The sequence below is a fragment of the Streptomyces phaeolivaceus genome (assembly GCF_009184865.1).
Classification (GTDB): domain Bacteria; phylum Actinomycetota; class Actinomycetes; order Streptomycetales; family Streptomycetaceae; genus Streptomyces; species Streptomyces phaeolivaceus.
In genome coordinates, this window is sequence record NZ_CP045096.1 from 9,609,560 (window position 1) to 9,626,713 (window position 17,154).

Consider the following 17,154-nt stretch of genomic DNA (forward strand, 5'->3'; position numbering starts at 1 on the left):
GCCCGTGACCCTGCCCAGTCTGCCCGTGTCCCAGGTCGAGGTCGTGGTCTGTGACTGCTCGGCCCAGGACGCCGAACGTGTCTTCGCCTGTCTGCGCGCCCACTTCGAGTCGGACCGGCGCGCCGACGACCCTCCGCACGAGACCGGCACCGGCCGGCCGACGATGTGGACCGGCATGTACGACACGGCCGTCGTCCCCACCGGGGCCGGTGACCGCCCCGAACCGCTGTCCGCGCCCGTCACGGTCGACGTGCAGGGCAGTCCGCCCGCCGTACGGCTGTTGCGGGAGGCCCTGGAGGAGGCGTACGCCGTGCGTCAGGTGGGTGTGGACGCCGGTGATCAGGAAGTCCAGCTCCAGCTGCGGGTCGAGGGGCGGGAGGGACGCGGCTGATGACGACTCTGGGGGTGGGGCGCGGCCATGCCGCGCGGGGTTCGGTGACGGAAGGCGCGGCCCGCGCCGGGCTGACCGCACGCGGTGTCATCTATCTGCTGGTCGGGGCGCTGGCCCTGCAGATCGCCTTCGGCGGGAGCGCCGAGCAGGCGGACCGGCAGGGCGCGCTGGAGGAGATCGCCGAGAAGCCGCTGGGCTCGGTGATGCTGTGGGCCCTGGGCGTCGGCCTGGTGGGCATGGCGCTGTGGCGGCTGTCCGAGGCCGTGTTCGGCGCGGCGGGCCCCGACGGCCGCAAGTGGACCAAGCGCCTCGCGTCCGCCGCGCGCTGCGCCTTCTACACCTTCGTCGCCTTCTCGGTGCTGGCCTTCGCGGCGGGCGAGTCGAGCGGCGGCGGCTCCAGCGACGAGCGGTCCCGGGATGTGACGGCACGGGCGCTCGAACTCCCCGGCGGCCAGTGGCTGGTGGGCGCGGCGGGCCTCGGTGTGATCGCCGCGGGCGGCTGGATCGGCGTACGGGCCGCGATGCGCTCGTACCACAAGCATCTGCGGCTCGGTGAGATGTCACGGCGGACCCGCCGGGCCGTCGATGTGACCGGGGTGGTCGGCGGGATCGCGCGCGGCCTGGTGTTCGCCGCGGCCGGATTCTTCGCCGTCCGCGCCGCGATCGCGTACGAACCGGACGAGGCCAAGGGGATCGACGACACCCTGCGTTCCTTCGCCGACTCCCCGGTGGGCCCGGCGCTGCTGGCCTGTGTCGCGGCCGGGCTGATGCTGTTCGGGGTGTTCTCCTTCGCCATGGCGCGCTGGCGCCGCGTCTGAGGTTCGCTCAAGGGAACAGTCGGTCGAGGAAGCTGTTGCCGTACACCCGGTGCGGATCGAGCCGGTCCAGGATCTCCATGGTGTCGTCCCAGCCGGGCCCCGTACCGTCGTCGAAGGACTCCGGTACGACGGTGGTGAGCACCTCCTCGTCGCTCCAGGCGGCCTCGTCCGTGTAGCCCCAGCCCTTGGACCATTCGACCCGGGTGAGGGCGTGGCCGCCGTCGTACGTGGTGAGCAGGAACCGCTCCAGCTCCCGGAAGAACGCCTCGGCGTCCGGGGTCCCCGGCAGCGTCAGCACGTCCAGCCACACGGCCGTGTCCCACTCGGGCCGGTCGGCGCGCGGGCGCAGCGCCGACAGCAGCGGGGCGCGGGCGCCCGCCACCCCGATGTCCGCCGGGTCGTCGAGGCCGGTCACCCGGATCTCCACCGAGCCGTTGACGGGAAAGCGCCCCTGGGCCGCGTACGCGGTGAGCCGCTCGCGGTAGAACGCCGCGAACTCCGAGACCACGCGCTGCACCTGGTCCCGTGAGGTGAGCACCGCGTACCCGTTCGCCGTCACCCGCAGCGTCGTCGGCCTCAGATACAGGAGCGTGTTCTTCGACGGCCCCCAGATGTCCGCCGACAACGTGGTCGTCAGCCCCAACGAGGCCGCGGTCAGCTGCGCGTTGCCCAGCACCGGCGCCAGATACCAGGCGGCGTCGGACACCATCCGCCCCACGAGGTCGGCGACGACGGTCGGCACATTGTCCGAGAAGGGGTAGTTGTACGGCGAGGTCACCCGCCGGGAGGTCAGCGGGCGGGTCGGCCGGACGCTCCACACCTTGAACCAGGGGAACTCGGTGAACGCGAACCAGATCGCCTCCAGCCGCCCCGCCTCGTCCAGGAAGCCCGCGAAGGTGCGCCCACCGCTTCCGGGAGCGGCGAACAGCTCCCCGGCGGGGATGTCGGTCCGGCTCAGACACCGCAGATTGCTGTTCGCCCCCACCCGCAGCACGAACTCGGTGACCAGCGCGCGCCCGACATGGGTGAGCAGCGCCGCCCCGTCCGCGTCCTCGCGGGTGAACGTCCGCAGCACGTAAGCGCCGCTGTCGGCGTCCCACACCACCGCCGTCAGCGACAGCACGAGATTGCTGAGCGAGCCGTACGTATGACCGGGCGGGCGGGTCTCCCCGGCCGCCGGTACGGCCGTGCCGTGGGCGTCGACGGCGAGGGCGCCGCCGATCGAGAGGTCCCCGGGCGCCGGACAGGCCGTCACCCCGAGGCCATGGCCCTCCAGGAAGGTCAGCAGCTCCTCCAGGGAGGCGCCGGAGCCCACGCGGACGGCGGCCGGGCCGGTGGACTCCAGCGTCATGGCGGTGAGATGGGTGGTCGTGTCCACGAGCAGCACCGGCGCGCCGGAGTCGGTGCCGGCGGTGACGGTCAGGGGTGACCAGCCGTGCGAGAAGCCGCGTGGCCGGACCGTCCAGCCCTGCCGCCGGGCCCAGTTGACCACCGCGACCACCTGGTCCGGGTCGGCCGGTGCGCACGCCCACAGCGCGGAGGCGGTGATCTCCCCGCCCCAGTTCCGGTACGCCGACCGGTACAGCTCGACATCCGCCGGGAAGCCGGGGAGTTCGGCCGCGGCGACCGCCGGGTCCTGGCGGACGAACTGCGGGGTGAGGGCGAGCGCGGCGGTGCCTAGGAGGAACCCCCGGCGGGACGTTTCTGAGGAGTCGGTCACCGCATCACGCTAGGCCGGAGATTGACACAAGTGAACGATGCGCCAACCGGATTCATCCGTGTGAGTGAAGAGGCATGGGGGAAAGCTTGTGTGCCGGGTACACGGCACCATCCAGGGAGTGGGACATCGACCCGATCGGGAGGACCCGTGACCCAGGCACACGGCAACCAGGACCGAGGCCGCGACGAGACCGAGGACGAGCGGGCCGACCGGCGCTGGAGCGAACTCATCCAGGAGGTGCGGGTCGCCCAGACCGGGGTGCAGATCCTCTTCGGCTTTCTGCTCACCGTCGTCTTCACCTCGCGCTACGAGGGGCTGCCGCAGACCGAGAAGACCATCTACATCGTCACCGTCGTCCTCGGCGCCGCCGCCACCGGCGCCCTGATCGGCCCCGTCTCCTTCCACCGGATCGTCGCCGGACGCCGCATCAAACCGGCCGCCGTGCAGTGGGCGAGCCGCCTCACCGTGATCGGCCTGATCCTGCTCCTCGCCACGATGACGGCGGCGCTGCTGCTGGTCCTGCGCGTGGCCACCCACGACGGGTACGTGCCCTGGCTCGTGGGCTGCGTGGTCCTCTGGTACCTGCTGTGCTGGGTGGTCCTCCCGACGTGGATCCGCCGCCGTCACGCCGATGACTGACAGCGCGCGCGGATGACCGACGGTGTGCGCCGATGACTGACAGCGCGCGCGGATGACCGACGGTGTGCGCCGATGACTGACAGCGCGCGACGGCGGATGCGGCCGTCCGCCGGTGAATGAAGCCGACCGCCGTCACACCCCAGGGTGATGTCCTCCGTTGGCGTGAATGGCGGTGTTGCCCGTGGGCCGGGTGGTGCGCGAGCGTCGGTGTCATGGACCGTGATCAGAGTCGTCGCATTCCGCCCCTGACCCGCCGTCAACTCCTCGCCGCCACCGGGGTCACGGGGGCCGCCGCGGTCCTCGGCACCACGGGCGCCGCCGCACCCGCCGCGGCCGGATCCGGCACCCCGGCCGCCGGACTCTCCCTCACCTTCACCCGGGTCACCAACGGCGCGGCGACCCTCGCGCCCGCCGGTGACGCGCTGATCGCCGAGGTCCAGAGCGGCCTGTGGTCCCTGCCGCGCACCGGCGGCAAGGCGGTCCCCCTCACCCCGGCCGGCCTCGAACCCAACCGGCCCACCCACTCCCCGGACGGCACCCTCATCGCGTTCTGCGCCTACCGGGGCGGCGGCTTCCATCTGTGGACCATGCGCACCGACGGCTCCGAACTGACGCGGCGCACCGACGGCCCCTGGGACGACCGGGCACCGGCCTGGTCGCCCGACGGCACCCGCATCGCCTTCGGCTCCGAACGCGGCGGCGACCCGGACGCACCCTCGGGCGGCAGCCCCTACCGCGTCCACGTCCTGGACCTCGGCACCGGCGACATCAGGCGCGTCACCGGCCTCCCCGGCCAGGACGGGCCCCTCCAGGACGGCGGGTGGGAGGACTTCGACCCCACCTGGTCGCCCGACGGCACCCGGCTGCTGTTCGTCCGCGGCAGGGTCGTCACCTCGGGCACCACCCCGTCCGTCGAGTCCCGCACGGTCGCCGCAGTGGCCGCCGACGGCGGCGGGCCGGTGACCGTCGAGCACACCGAGACCGCCGCCGCGCAGGTCATGACCCCCGCCGTCGCCCCCGACGGCCGCCTCGCGTATCTGCGCACCACCGCCTCCCCGAACGGCTCCTGCACCCTCGTCGTCGCCGGACAGCGCGTCCCGGTCGACGGCGACCTCGCACCCGTACCGCCCCGCTGGACGGCCGACGGCGAGCTGCTGGTCACGCTGGACGGCCGGTTCACCCTCCTGCGCCCCGAGGAACCCGCGCGGCCGGAGGCGATCCCCTTCGAGGGGGTGCTCCCGGTGGACCGGCCGCGCTACCGGGTCAAGGAGTACGACCTCGGGGAGGCGCGGGTGCGGCCCGTGCGGGGCATCCATCTGCCCGCGCTCTCCCCCGACGGCCGCAGCATCGCCTTCGCCGCGCTCAACTCGCTCTGGCTGGCCGGTACTTCGGGCGGGCGACGACCGAAGAGGCTCCGGCAGTCGCCGCCCACCCGGTGGCTGCTCGCCCCCACCTGGGCACAGGACGGAGGGTCCCTCGTCTACGCCGACGACCGCGACGGGCTCCTCGGCGTGTACCGCCACGAGCTGGCCACCGGCGAGGAGACCACCCTCGCGACCGGCGGCCGGGTCATGCCCGCGCTGTCCCCGGACGGGCGACGGCTCGCGTGCCTCGACATGGCCGGACAACTCGTCGTACGCGATCTCGCGAGCGGCGTGGAACGTGTCCTCGTGGCGGCCCTCGGCGGGGGCGGGATCCCCGGCAGGCCCAGCTGGTCGCCCGACGGCCGGTACCTCGCGCTGTGCGATCGCAACCGTCTCGGGGCCCGTTTCCGGGAGGGCTACAACCTGATCCGGGTCGTCGACGCCACGACCGGCGCCGACCGGCTGCACGCGGTCGCGCCCCACACCTCGATCGCCGACCGGTACGACTCCGGGCCCGTCTGGTCGCCCGACGGCCGCTGGATGGCCGTGATCGTCGAGTCCGCGCTCTGTCTGCTGCCGGTGGCCCCCGACGGCAGCCCGAGCGGGAGACTGCGCACCCTCACCACCGAGGCCGCCGACCACCCCACCTGGTCCGGCGACTCCACGACCCTGCTCTACCAGTCCGGCACCCGTCTGCGCCTGGTCGACGTCTCCGGCGACCACGCCCGGACCGTCCGGGTGCCGCTCGACCGCACCCGGACCGCGCCCGCCGACACCGTCGTCCACGCCGGACGCCTGTGGGACGGCACCGGCGAGACGGTCCGCGACGACGTCGACATCGTCGTACGCGACGGCCGTATCACCGCCGTCGAACCCCACCGGGGCACCCGCCGGGCCGTCCTCCGCCGGGTCGACGCCTCCGCGCGCACCGTCCTCCCCGGCCTCTGGGACACCCACACCCACCCCTGGCAGAGCACCTACGGCAGCCGCCAGGCCACCGGCCAGCTCACCTACGGCGTCACCACCGCCGTCTCCCTCGGCGGCTTCGCCCACGAACAGGCCCGGATCCGCGAGGAGGTCAACGCCGGACGGCTCGCCGGGCCCCGGCTGCTCACCACCGGCGAACTCCTCGACGGCGCACGGGTCGCGTACAGCATGGGACGCGCCCACCGGACCATGGCGGGGCTGCTCCGCTCACTGGAGCGCGGCGCGGCCCTCGACTGGGACTTCGTCAAGACCTATGTCCGGGCGCCCGGTTGGGTGATGAGCGAGGCGGCCCGCTTCGCCCACGAACGCCTCGGCGCCCGCACCGGCGGACATCTGCTCTCCCCGGGCGTCCAGCTCGGCCAGGATCTGACAACCCATCTGCAGGCCACCCAGCGCGGCGAGTTCGGCCACGCGATCACCGCGAGCGGACGGGCCCACAAGGACGTGGTGGAGATCTACGGCAAGCAGGGCGTGGACTTCTCCCTCATCGCCACCCCCTTCACGGCCGCGCCCCTCATGGGCGCCGATCCGTCCCTCGCCGACGACCCCCGGGTCACTGTCGTGATGCCGCCGTGGGACGCCGCCCTCGTCCGGCAGGGCGCGGGCGTGCCGCCGACGGCCGCCCAACTCGCCGCGCTGCGCACCGAGACCGACATCTACCGGCGGATCCTCGCGGCCGGCGGCATCGTCGCCCTCGGCACCGACCAGCCGCTCGGCCCCGTCGGCCTCTTCCTCCACCTCGCCCTGCGCGCCCTGCACGAGGGCGGCCTCACCCCCGCAGAGACCCTCCGCACCGCGACCGTCCTCCCGGCCCGTCTCTTCGGACTCGACGACGACCTCGGCACGGTCGAGACGGGCAAGCTCGCCGATCTGGCCGTCGTCGACGGCGACCCCTTCACGGACTTCACCGACCTCGTCCGCACGGTGTCGGTGCTGCGCGGCGGAACCCCTTACACCACCGAGGAGTTGGTCGCCGCGTACCGGCCCGCCGCCCGCCGCGCCAAGGCGGCGGAGACCGAGGAGGACTGGCTGGAGATCGGACGGCTGATGCGGCAGGACGGCTGCTGCCACGACGGCCACTGACCGGGGCGGGCGGCCGTCCCGGTCAGTGGTCGGTGTCCTTGCCGATGAACAGCTCCGCGAACGTCGACGCGGCGACGGGGGAGCCGAGGAGGCGGCGGAGCCGGGCGGTGGCGGCGCCCGCGCGGAACGGGTTCCCGGACGACGGCCCGTGCAGCAGCTCCGCCAGCCACTGCGAGAACTCCTGGTAGTGCCAGACCCGGCGCAGACAGGCCTCCGAGTAGCCGCGCAGCCCACTGTCGTCGCCCTTGCCGAGATACGCGATCAGGGCGTCCGCGAGCAGCAGGGAGTCGTGCAGCGCGAGGTTCATGCCCTTCGCGGCTATGGGGGAGACGAGGTGGGCCGCGTCACCGGCCAGGTACAGCCGGCCGTACGCCATCGGCTCGGTGACGTAGTTGTGCATGTCGAGCACCCGCTTCTCGACGAGCGGGCCCTCGGTGAGCGGCCGGGTGCCGGGCACCGCGAGGCGGGTGTGCAGCTCGGACCAGACCCGGTCGTCCGGCCAGTTCGCCGGGTCGTCGCCGGCCGGGACCTCCAGGTAGTAGCGGGTGGCCTCGGGGCTGCGCGCCATGTGCCCGGCGAAGCCCCGGGGATGCACCCCGAGGATGACGCAGTCCGAGGACGGCGGTGCCTCGGCGAGCAGCGCCAGCCAGCCCACCCCGTGGTCGTGCCGGGCGACCGTGGCGTGCTCCGGCGGCAGCGCGGTCCGCGTGACACCGCGCGCCCCGTCGCAGCCGGCGACGAACTCGCAGTGGAGCAGCCGTCGTTCACCGGTCGCCGGATCCACGTACGACACGGACGGCCGCTCACCGTCGATGTCGTGCAGCTCCACCTCGCGCACCCCGAAGCGGATGTCACCGCCCCGGACGTCCGCGTACTCGTGGACCAGATCCGTGACCAGCAGCGGCTGCGGATACACATAGTGGTGGTGCCCGGTCAGCTCCGTGTACGGGAACCGCTGCCGTTCCCCGGCGAAACGGAACTCGAACTCCGTGTGTGTCGGCGCCCGTTCCACCAGCCGGTCGGCCAGCCCGCGCCGCTCCAGCGCGCGCACTGCCCACTCCTCCAGGAACCCGGCCCGGGGCCGCCGCTCGATGAAGTCCCGGCTCTCCGTCTCCAGCACCACACAGTCCACGGCAGCGGCCCGCAGGATGTTGCCGACGGTGAGCCCGGCGGGCCCGGCGCCGACGATGACGACGGGGGTGCGCTCGGCCGGGGAGGAGCCCGAGGGGGAGGTGGGGGTGGTCACCCGAACATTATGCCGGGTGCCCGGTGAGCGTTTTCAAGTGCCCTGCGGGGCAGGGCTGTTGGGTCGGCCCGTCCGCGTCAGTCGAGCCCGAATCGGCGTGCCCACTCCGCGATGTCGACGGTGGTCGCGTTGCCGCCGCAGACGACGAGGCCCAGCCGGGCGTCCGCGCCGACCCGTCCGAGGACCTGCCGGGCGGCGGGCAGCAGACAGCCGGCGGCGGGTTCCGTCCACACCTTGGCGTGCTCGGCGAAGTCGAGGACGCCCTGTACCGCCTCGGCGTCGGAGACCACGAGGACGTCCTCGACGAGGGCGGCCACATGGTCGTAGGTGAGCCGGGAGGCGGAGGGCGCGCTGAGCGTGGTGACGACGGAGGAGAGCGGGACCGTGACGGGGCCGCCCGCCGCGAGCGCGTCGGCCATGGCGGTGGCGCCGACGGTCTCCACGCCCCAGATCCGGACACCCGGGAGCAGGGCCTTGAAAGCAGCGGCCACCCCGGCGACGAGTCCGCCGCCACCGATGCTGACCAGCACATCGGTGACCGCGCCGGCCTCCCCGGCTCCTCGCAGGTCCTCGGCGAACTCCAGGCCGACGGTGCCCTGACCGGCGATCACCAGCGGGTCGTCGAACGGGTGGACGAGGGTGAGCCCTTCCGAGCGCAGCCGCTCGGTCAACGCGAACGCCTCCGCCATCCCGTCGGTGAGCCGCAGCGAGGCCCCGGAGGCCTCCACGAGGTCGACGGCGCGCCGAGGAGCGGTCCTCGCCATCACCACGGTCGCCTTGATGTGCAGCGCCGCCGCCATGTGCGCCAGCGCGATGCCGTGGTTGCCACCGCTGACCGCCAAGACCCCGGCCGCCCGCTCGGCGTCCGTCAGCGTCAGCAGCTTCGCCGTGGCGCCACGGGCCTTGAAGGAGCCGGTCCGCTGGAGCAGCTCCAGCTTGGCGCTCACCGGGGCGCCGAGGAGCGTGGACAGTCCCGGGCTCGGCACGGTCGGCGTCCGCACGACGTGCCCGGCGATCCGCGCCGCCGCGTCCTGGATCTCGGAGATCCCGATCAACCTGTCCACCTCGTTCACGATGCCCCGGCGACCGCCGGGGTCCCGGCCGTCCGTCTCCGACCTTGATCGAGCGGACGCCCGAGGTCAAGCGGCGGCGGACAGCCGGCATGATCGGGTGTCCGCCGCCGCGCCCGCGACCGAGCGCGTCCTCCGCCGGTCGCCTGATCCGATCGGACTCAGTCGGGCAGCCGGTCCAGGACCCAGCGTCCGATGTCCTCCGTCATGAGGGCGTGCGGATCGTTGTCGGCGGAGAGCAGGAAGTCGTCCAGCTCGGACTCCTCCGGCGGCAGCTCGCCGATGTTGACGTACAGATCCTCCTGCCGGTCCAGGTCACGGACGGCGACCGAGCTGACGGAGGGCACGAAACACACGGACCGGTGGGAGAGGTCCACGTTCTCGCCGAAGGCGCTGAGGACATCGCCGACGATGCCGAACGATTCGAGGGTCCCGCCCGGCGCCCCGTCCAGTTCCGGGAAACCGCTCGTGGTGATCGTGTGCGGGCCGCCGAGGAGGCCGTTCAGTACGGCCACCTCCGCCGGGTCGCCCTGCGACTGGGCGAGGAAGTGCGTGCCGTCGAAGAGCGGCCCGGCGCAGCTCAGGGCCTTCGCCCCGGCCGGCACGCCGTTGCCCACGCCGTCACCGCGTCCGCTGGACACGCCGAGCAGCATCGGGATGCGGGGCCACGAGCCGACCTGCCGCAGCTGCTCCTTGAACTCCGCCCGCAGCGGGCTCTCCTGAGGGGTGCCGTCCAGGGCGTCCAGATACCGCCAGAGCATCTGCTGCGAGGCCGGGCTGCTGATCTGCCGCAGATAGGTGTCCTCGCCGCTCTGGGCGAGGTAGTGCGCGAACGCCTGGAGCCCGATCGGCACCCACGCCCCGCGATGCGGGCTGTCGAACGACAGATAGACCCCGACCCGGTGGTCCATGCGCCGCAGTTCCATCTTCGCCAGCGCGTAGCGGGTGACGATGCCGCCCATGCTGAACCCGCCGGCGAGGAGCCGGGTGTCGTCCAGTTGCTCGGCGACGGTCCGCAGGTTCGCGGCCATCACCGTCTCGGCGTTCCGCAGGATCGACTCACTGCGTTCGTCGAAGCCGACGAGGACGAGGGTCCGCCCCCGGCGCCGCAGTTCACTGACGAACGGGAACCGGCCGTTCTCCAACTGGTCCCAGAGCCAGTCGAAGTCGCTCGGCCCCAGGTTGAACCCGTCGGCCAGGACGACCGGCCGGACGACCCCCTTCTGTCCCTCCCCGTAGTACACCCGGGCGCTGCCGCCCGGCAGTTGCCACTCCTCGTCGGCCGGAGGCGCCTGGGCGACGGCCCGCCCGCCTAACGCCGTGACGAGTCCGATCGCCCCGGCGGCCTTCCTGATCTTCTCGGCGTTGCTGTCTGCCACGAATCTCCCCTTCAGCGCTGCTGACAACGGCTCAGGGGAGAGGCTCGGCAAGCGATGGGTGCATTAGGCATTCATCGTGGGGGTTTCACCTGTTCGGCCCAATAAGTCATTTCGCGGCACACGTCACTTCGCGGCACACGTCATTTCGCGGCACACGTCACTTCGCGGCGCGGGCCGGGGTCACCGCAGGGCCTCGGTCCAGTTCGCCGGTACGCGGCCCGCCGGGCCCGGGGAGGGCTGGTCGGCGGGGTGGTCGAGGGGCGGGGTGAGGTCGGGCCCCGACTCGTACATCTCGGAGGTCTCGTAGTTCCAGAACCAGGACTCGCCCGGCTCGTAGCTCTGCACGAAGGGGTGCCCGGTGGCTCCCGCGTGGGCCGTGGCGTGCTGGGCGGGGGAGGAGTCGCAACAGCCGATGTGGCCGCACTGGGCGCAGCGGCGCAGGTGGAACCACCAGCCGCCGGCCGCGTCGCACTCCACGCAGCCGTCGCCGCTCGGCGGGACGGCGGGGTCGATTCCGGCGGGCAGGGTCATGAGGCCTCCTCGGGAGCGTGGTCGGGGTCGTCGGCGAGCGTGAGGTCCAGATCCGTCGCCGGTGCCGTCAGCGGCAGGAAGACCTGGAAGCAGGTCTCGCCCGGCCGGGACCTGACCTCGATATGGCCGTGGTGCTTGTTGACGACGATGCGCCAGGAGATGTCGAGGCCCAGCCCGGTGCCCTGCCCGACCGGCTTGGTGGTGAAGAACGGGTCGAAGATCCGGCCCCGGATCTCCTCCGGGATGCCGGGACCCGTGTCCCGGAACTCCACGAGCACCTGATCACGGTGGTCGAGTGCCGTCCGTACCGTCAAGGTGCCCGCGCCACCGGTGTCGTTGATCGCGGCGACCGCGTTGTCGATCAGGTTCGTCCACACCTGGTTCAGCTCACCCGGATAGGCGGGGATGCGCGGCAGCGTGCGGTCGTACTCCTTCACCACCTCGATCCGTTCGCCGATCTTCCCGGACAGCATCAGCAGGGTGCTGTCGAGGAGTTCGTGGACGTCGGCGTTCTGGTAGGGCGCGCGGTCCAGCTGCGAGTACTGCTTCGCCGCGTCGACGAGCTGGGTGATGCGGGTCGTGGAGTCCTCGATCTCGTTCATCAACAGCTCGGTCTCGACGGTGTAGTTGAGCCAGCGCACCGCCCCTTCGAGGGTGTGCTCGTCCACGGCCGCCGCGACCTGGTCCAGCCAGGCGGTGTCGAGCCCGGCCTGCACGAAGTTCGGCGCGAGCTGCCAGCCGCCGGCGATGTCGTGGTCGTCGAGCCAGTCGGTCAGCTCGTCCTCCCGGTCGGAGGCCTCCAGCGGACTGAGCGGGGCCGCCTTGGCGACCTGCTCGGCCGTCCGCTCCTGGAGATCGACCAGCGTCTCCAGCATGGCCCGCTTGTACGGCCCGGCGGCGATCACCCCGAGCTTGTGCCGCATCCCGGCCACCCGCTCCCGCAGTGCCGAGGTGGCCCGGACGGCTGCCGCGGCGGGGTTGTTCAGCTCATGCGTCAGCCCCGCCGACAGCGAGCCCAGCGCCAGCAGCCGTTCCCGCTGGTTGATGGTCCGCTGGGTGTTCTGGCTGCCGAAGAACAGGCCCTCCAGCAGATGCACGGCCATCGGGAACCAGTCGCGCATGATCTGGGCGAAGACGGCCGCGGGCAGGATGAAGAACCGGGAGGGGACCGTGGCCCGCATGGACCCCTTGTAGCGGACCTGGTCCGCCTGGTCGCCCAGATACGCCTGGAAGGCACCCGCGTACACCCCGACCTGCGAGCTGCGGCTGACCTCCACGTCGTCGTCGCCGACCTGCCGGGACATCACCACCGTGCCCTCCAGGAGCACGAAGAAGCAGGTGGCCGGCTCGCCCTCGCGGTAGACATGGCCGGGCTCGAAACGCTCCACCCGGCCCTCACGGCACAGCCGGTCCAACTGCCCGTCGTCCAGCTTCTCGAACAGGAACAGCCGCCCCAGCTCGGCCCGGTCGCACGGCGACGGCTGCCCGCTCATGACAGCGCCCCGGCGGCTGTCACGACTGCTCCAGATATCTGTGCACCAGCATCACGGCCATCGCTCCCTCTCCCACGGCGGACGCGACCCGCTTCGCGGACTCCGACCGCGCGTCCCCGGCGACGAACACCCCGGGCACATTGGTCTCCAGGTGGTACGGCGGCCGGTCCAGCTCCCAGCCCGCCGGCGGACTCCCGTCCGGGGTCATGTCGGGCCCGGCCACGATGAACCCGCGCTCGTCGCGGAGCACGGTCCCCTCCAGCCAGTCCGTGTGCGGCTCGGCGCCGATGAACACGAACAGCCACTGCGCGTCGACGAGTTCCTCACGCCCGCTCGCCAGGTCCCTCAGCGTCAGCTGCTCCAGATGGTCCGTGCCGTGCGCGGCCTCGACGACCGTGCCGGGCCGGACGAAGATGTTGGACGCCTCGCCGAGCTGCTGGATCAGATAGTGCGACATCGACGCGGTCAGCGAGTCGCCGCGCACCAGCAGGGTGACCGACTTCGCGCCGCGCGACAGGTACATCGCCGCCTGACCGGCCGAGTTGGCGCCGCCCACGATGTACACGTCGTGCCCCTGGCAGCCGGCCGCCTCGGTCAGCGCGGAGCCGTAGAACACCCCTCGGCTGGTGAGGTCGTCGCAGCCGGGCGCGGTGAGCTGCCGGTACGACACACCGGTCGCCAGGATCACGCTGTGCGCGGCGACCGCCGAACCGTCGGAGAACCGGACGGTCCGCGCCGCCCCGTTCACCTCCAGACCGCTGACCTCGCGCGCGGTGAGGATCTCCGCCCCGAACCTGGTGGCCTGCCGCCGGGCCCGGCCGGTGAGCTGACCGCCGGACACACCGTCGGGGAACCCGAGGTAGTTCTCGATCCGTGAACTCTGCCCGGCCTGTCCACCCGTGGCCGACCGCTCGACGAGCAGTGTCCGCAGCCCCTCCGAGGCCCCGTACACGGCCGAACCGAGCCCCGCCGGTCCGCCGCCGATGACGACCAGGTCGTAGAACTCCTGGGCCGGTGTCGTCGCCAGCCCCACCTTCTCCGCCAGCTCCGGGTCCTCCGGCGCGAGCAGCGGCGTACCGTCCGGGGTGACGACCAGTGGCAGCCGCTCGCCGTCCGCGCCGGCCGCCGCGAGCAGCCGCCGCCCCTCCGGCTCGTCCGAGGAGAACCAGCGGTACGGCACCTGGTTGCGGGCCAGGAACTCCCGTACGCCCGAGGACCGCGCCGACCAGCGGTGGCCGACCACCTTGGTGGTGCCCACACAGGTGCGGTCGGCGGCCCGCCAGGTCTGCAGCAGATCGTCCAGGACCGGGTAGAGCTTCTCCTCCGGCGGGTCCCACGGCTTCAGCAGATAGTGGTCGAGGTCGATGACGTTGATCGCGTCGATCGCCGCGCCGGTGTCGGCGTACGCGGTGAGCAGGACGCGCCGGGCGCCCGGGTACACGTCCAGGGCCTGTTCCAGGAACTCGATGCCGTTCATCTCCGGCATCCGGTAGTCGGCCAGGATCACCGCCACCTGGTCGCCGCGCAGCTTCAGCTCCCGCAGGGCCTCCAGCGCGGTCTGCCCGGACTCCGCCCGGACGATCCGGTACGACTCGCCGTATCTGCGCCGCAGGTCCCGTGCCACCGCACGGGACACCCCGGGATCGTCATCCACCGTGAGGATCACGTTCCGCGCCGGACCGACAGCCTGAGTCATACGCCTCCACCCCGAGCCCAATGGGCCCATCGTATGTTCGACCGTCCGGGTTCGCCCGGTTTCCGCGGAGCAGCGGGCCGGGGAATCGCGGCCGCTTCAGCGCCTGCGCGGGGCCAGCACGCAGAACTCGTTGCCCTCCGGATCCTGGAGCACCACCCACGGCTCGTCGCCGGTCTGGCCGACGTCCGCGTGCCGGGCGCCGAGGGCGAGGAGACGGGTGACCTCCGCCTCCTGGTCGACGGGCCGGAAGTCGAGGTGCAGCCGGTTCTTGACCGTCTTGCCCTCCGCGTGCAGTCCGAACAGCAGGCCGGGCAGACGGTCCGGGGCCGGACGGATCTCGTACTCCTCGGCGGAGTCGTCGACCACGACCCAGCCGAGCGCCTCGGCCCACCAGCTCCCGAGAGCCACCGGATCGGCGGCGTCCACCACCAACTGCTCCCACTCCAAGGTCATACGGCGAGGGTAGTGAAGACTGGGCACGTCAGCCATGTAAGGACAGAGAGGTGGCCGATGACGACGCGCCCGATCACCGCGGCGGTGGACGGTACGACGGAGAGCCTGGCGGCGCTGGCCTGGGCCGGCCGGGAGGCCGTACGCCGGGACCTGGCGCTACGGGTGGTGCACGCGTGGCGGTGGGAGCCGCACGAGGCGATCACCGTGGACCGGGACGGACAGGAGCGGTGGGCCCGGGAGGCCCTCGCGGAGGCCGTGCGAGGGGTCTCCGAGCGGCACCCGGGGCTGGAGGTCGCGACGGATCTGGTGGAGGGCGCGCCGGTCGACACCCTGGTCGGCGCCGCGGAGCACGCCGAGACGCTGGTGCTGGGCTCGCGCGGGCACGGAGCGGTGGTCGGCTTCCTGCTGGGCTCCGTCGGACAGCAGGTGATCGTCGGGTCGCCGCGCCCGGTCGTGCTGGTCCGCGCCGAGGACGGCCCCGCCGGGGAGGCCGCCGGACGCGAGGTCGTCGTCGGCCAGCAGGGCACGCCGGAGGACAGCGCCGAGGTCCTGCGGTTCGCCTTCGAGACCGCCGCCGCGCGGGGCGCGACCCTGCGCGCGGTCCGGGCCTGGGCCCTGCCGCCGCTGTACGCCTACAGTCCCGGCTCCCTGAAGCTCCTCGACGAGGCCGGTGGGATGGAGCCGTACGAGACGAAGGCGCTGGCCGCCGCCCTGGAGCCGTGGCGGGAGCGGTTCCCGGACGTGCCGGTCGTCCAGCATGTCGAGATGGGCAGCGCCGGGCAGGCGCTGCTGTCCGTGGCCCGGCGCGCCCAGCTGATGGTGGTGGGGCGCCGTGCCCGCCGTACGGCCGTCGGCGCCCGGATCGGCTCGGTCGCCCACGGCGTCCTGCACCACGCGCACTGCCCGGTGGCCGTGGTCCCGCACAAGTGACCAGGGCGGCGGTGGCGGCGGCCCGGTGGTTCACATGGGGGTGACGTCGTCCACCGTCGGCGGCAGCCGCGCCAGCGTCCTCGGCAGGACGTTGTCGATGTAGTCCTTCACCGCCATGTCCAGGCCGATGTCGTGCTGGGCCCGCTCGGACAGGTACCAGCGGTGTTCGAGGAGCTGGTGGTAGATCTCCGCCGCGTCCACCGAACCCCGCAGTTCGAGCGGGACGGCCCGCACGGTCGGCCGGAACACCTCCCGTACCCAGCGGTGGGCCAGCACCTCGGGGCGGGCGCCGAGGGGGTCGCCCGGGGCGTAGTCGTCCTGGGTGGCCATCCAGCTCTCCAGGTCGTTCAGCAGCCGCCTGGCCTGGTTCTCCTCGGTGTCCAGACCGGTCAGCCGCAGCAGCTGCCGCTGGTGGTGGCCCGCGTCGACGACCTTGGGCACGAAGGTCACCGTGTCGCCGTTGTTCGAGTGCTCGATCTGCATCTCGGCGACGTCGAAGCCGAGTTCGTTGAGCCGCCGGATCCGGCGCTCGATGTAGTGGTACTTCCCGGCCGGGTACACCGATCGGCGCGTCAGCTCCTCCCACAGCCGGTGGTAGCGGGAGCAGATCTCGTTGCCGAACTCGATCGCGTCCACCGACGGGTGCAGCGCCCCGGACGCCTCCAGGTCCAGCAGTTCGCCGCTGATGTTGACCCGGGCGAGATCGAGGTCGTACTCGCGCTGCCCGTCGCTCAGTTGGGGGTGCAGATCGCCGGTCTCGGCGTCCACCAGATACGCGGCGTACGCGCCGGCGTCGCGGCGGAACAGCGTGTTGGACAGCGAGCAGTCGCCCCACGCGAACCCGGCGAGGTGCAGCCGCACCAGCAGGACGGCGAGGGCGTCCATCAGCCGGTGCATGGTGGCCGGGCGCATCGTCGTCTCGAACATCGAGCGGTACGGCATCGAGCCGCCCAGATGCCGGGTGATCAGCACCGACTCCAGGAGGTCGCCCGCCTGGTCGGTGCGGCCGGTGACCACGCCGAGGGCGTCCACGGCGGGGATGCCGAGCCGGTCCAGGTCGCGCAGCAGCTCGTACTCGCGCAGGGCGGGCCGCTCGGCGAGTTCCTTGACGGCGACGACCTCGTCGCCGGCGCGGGCGTAGCGCACGACGTGGCGGGAGATGCCCCGGGGGAGCGGGACGAGGTGGTGCTCGGGCCACTCCTCCAGCGGCAGATGCCACGGCAGTTCGAGCAGCAGCGCGGGGTGTTCGGGGTTGGTGGCGCTGATCTGCAGTGCCATGGGTCCTGGTCCTCAGCCTTCGTCTCACGGTGGTGCGGAGTGCGCGTGGGCAAGCGGTTGCCCGCTGGTGCCTGGA

The 17,154-nt window shown here is 72.6% G+C and carries 14 protein-coding genes; 5 read left to right on the forward strand and 9 right to left on the reverse strand.

What is annotated here, in order from left to right; translation table 11 throughout:
* The first annotated feature begins 4 nt into the window (after positions 1-4).
* Together F9278_RS43730 and F9278_RS43735 are read left to right on the forward strand one after the other, a co-directional pair.
* Positions 5-391, forward strand: a complete 387-nt coding sequence (locus tag F9278_RS43730) for a hypothetical protein (protein ID WP_152173274.1) — start codon at positions 5-7, stop codon at positions 389-391.
* Complete coding sequence (locus F9278_RS43735) at positions 391-1,209, forward strand: DUF1206 domain-containing protein (RefSeq protein WP_193241910.1); 819 nt, start codon at positions 391-393, stop codon at positions 1,207-1,209. The genes F9278_RS43730 and F9278_RS43735 overlap by 1 nt, the downstream gene beginning before the upstream one ends.
* A gap of 7 nt (positions 1,210-1,216) precedes the next feature.
* Here F9278_RS43735 and F9278_RS43740 read toward each other — a convergent pair whose 3' ends face one another.
* Positions 1,217-2,929 (reverse strand): cholesterol oxidase substrate-binding domain-containing protein, encoded by a 1,713-nt coding sequence (locus F9278_RS43740; RefSeq protein WP_152173275.1) that lies wholly within the window; start codon positions 2,927-2,929, stop codon positions 1,217-1,219.
* Between the two features lie 147 nt (positions 2,930-3,076).
* On the opposite strand from F9278_RS43740, the gene F9278_RS43745 reads away from it, so the two are divergent.
* Together F9278_RS43745 and F9278_RS43750 are read left to right on the forward strand one after the other, a co-directional pair.
* Positions 3,077-3,568 (forward strand): DUF6328 family protein, encoded by a 492-nt coding sequence (locus F9278_RS43745; RefSeq protein WP_152173276.1) that lies wholly within the window; start codon positions 3,077-3,079, stop codon positions 3,566-3,568.
* 212 nt (positions 3,569-3,780) lie between these two features.
* The gene (locus F9278_RS43750; protein WP_152173277.1) at positions 3,781-7,002 is read left to right on the forward strand and encodes an amidohydrolase family protein; all 3,222 of its coding nucleotides are present in this window, start codon (positions 3,781-3,783) and stop codon (positions 7,000-7,002) included.
* Between the two features lie 22 nt (positions 7,003-7,024).
* Here F9278_RS43750 and F9278_RS43755 read toward each other — a convergent pair whose 3' ends face one another.
* The 7 genes from F9278_RS43755 to F9278_RS43785 all read right to left on the reverse strand — a co-directional run bounded on the left by F9278_RS43755 (position 7,025) and on the right by F9278_RS43785 (position 14,870).
* Entirely contained in the window at positions 7,025-8,248 is a 1,224-nt protein-coding gene (locus tag F9278_RS43755; RefSeq protein WP_152173278.1) for a 4-hydroxybenzoate 3-monooxygenase, read from the reverse strand.
* Positions 8,249-8,325: 77 nt separating this feature from the next.
* Positions 8,326-9,303 carry a pyridoxal-phosphate dependent enzyme gene (locus tag F9278_RS43760; RefSeq protein ID WP_152174510.1) on the reverse strand — a complete coding sequence of 326 codons (978 nt, stop codon included), beginning with the start codon at positions 9,301-9,303 and terminating at the stop codon, positions 8,326-8,328.
* A 176-nt stretch (positions 9,304-9,479) separates the two neighbouring features.
* Positions 9,480-10,697: an esterase/lipase family protein gene (locus tag F9278_RS43765; RefSeq protein ID WP_152173279.1), complete on the reverse strand. Its 1,218-nt coding sequence runs from the start codon at positions 10,695-10,697 to the stop codon at positions 9,480-9,482.
* A 180-nt stretch (positions 10,698-10,877) separates the two neighbouring features.
* On the reverse strand, positions 10,878-11,228 hold the full coding sequence (locus F9278_RS43770; protein WP_152173280.1) for a UBP-type zinc finger domain-containing protein: 351 nt from the start codon (positions 11,226-11,228) through the stop codon (positions 10,878-10,880).
* Entirely contained in the window at positions 11,225-12,721 is a 1,497-nt protein-coding gene (locus F9278_RS43775) for an ATP-binding protein (protein WP_152173281.1), read from the reverse strand. The genes F9278_RS43770 and F9278_RS43775 overlap by 4 nt, the downstream gene beginning before the upstream one ends.
* A 19-nt stretch (positions 12,722-12,740) precedes the next feature.
* A complete protein-coding gene (locus F9278_RS43780) occupies positions 12,741-14,417 on the reverse strand; it encodes an FAD-dependent oxidoreductase (RefSeq protein WP_152173282.1) in 1,677 nt (558 codons plus the stop codon).
* 96 nt (positions 14,418-14,513) lie between these two features.
* On the reverse strand, positions 14,514-14,870 hold the full coding sequence (locus F9278_RS43785; RefSeq protein ID WP_152173283.1) for a VOC family protein: 357 nt from the start codon (positions 14,868-14,870) through the stop codon (positions 14,514-14,516).
* Between the two features lie 57 nt (positions 14,871-14,927).
* On the opposite strand from F9278_RS43785, the gene F9278_RS43790 reads away from it, so the two are divergent.
* Entirely contained in the window at positions 14,928-15,800 is an 873-nt protein-coding gene (locus F9278_RS43790) for a universal stress protein (RefSeq protein WP_152173284.1), read from the forward strand.
* A gap of 30 nt (positions 15,801-15,830) precedes the next feature.
* On the opposite strand, the gene F9278_RS43795 is transcribed toward F9278_RS43790, so the two are convergent.
* Positions 15,831-17,078 carry a DUF4032 domain-containing protein gene (locus F9278_RS43795; protein ID WP_152173285.1) on the reverse strand — a complete coding sequence of 416 codons (1,248 nt, stop codon included), beginning with the start codon at positions 17,076-17,078 and terminating at the stop codon, positions 15,831-15,833.
* Positions 17,079-17,154 lie beyond the last annotated feature (76 nt).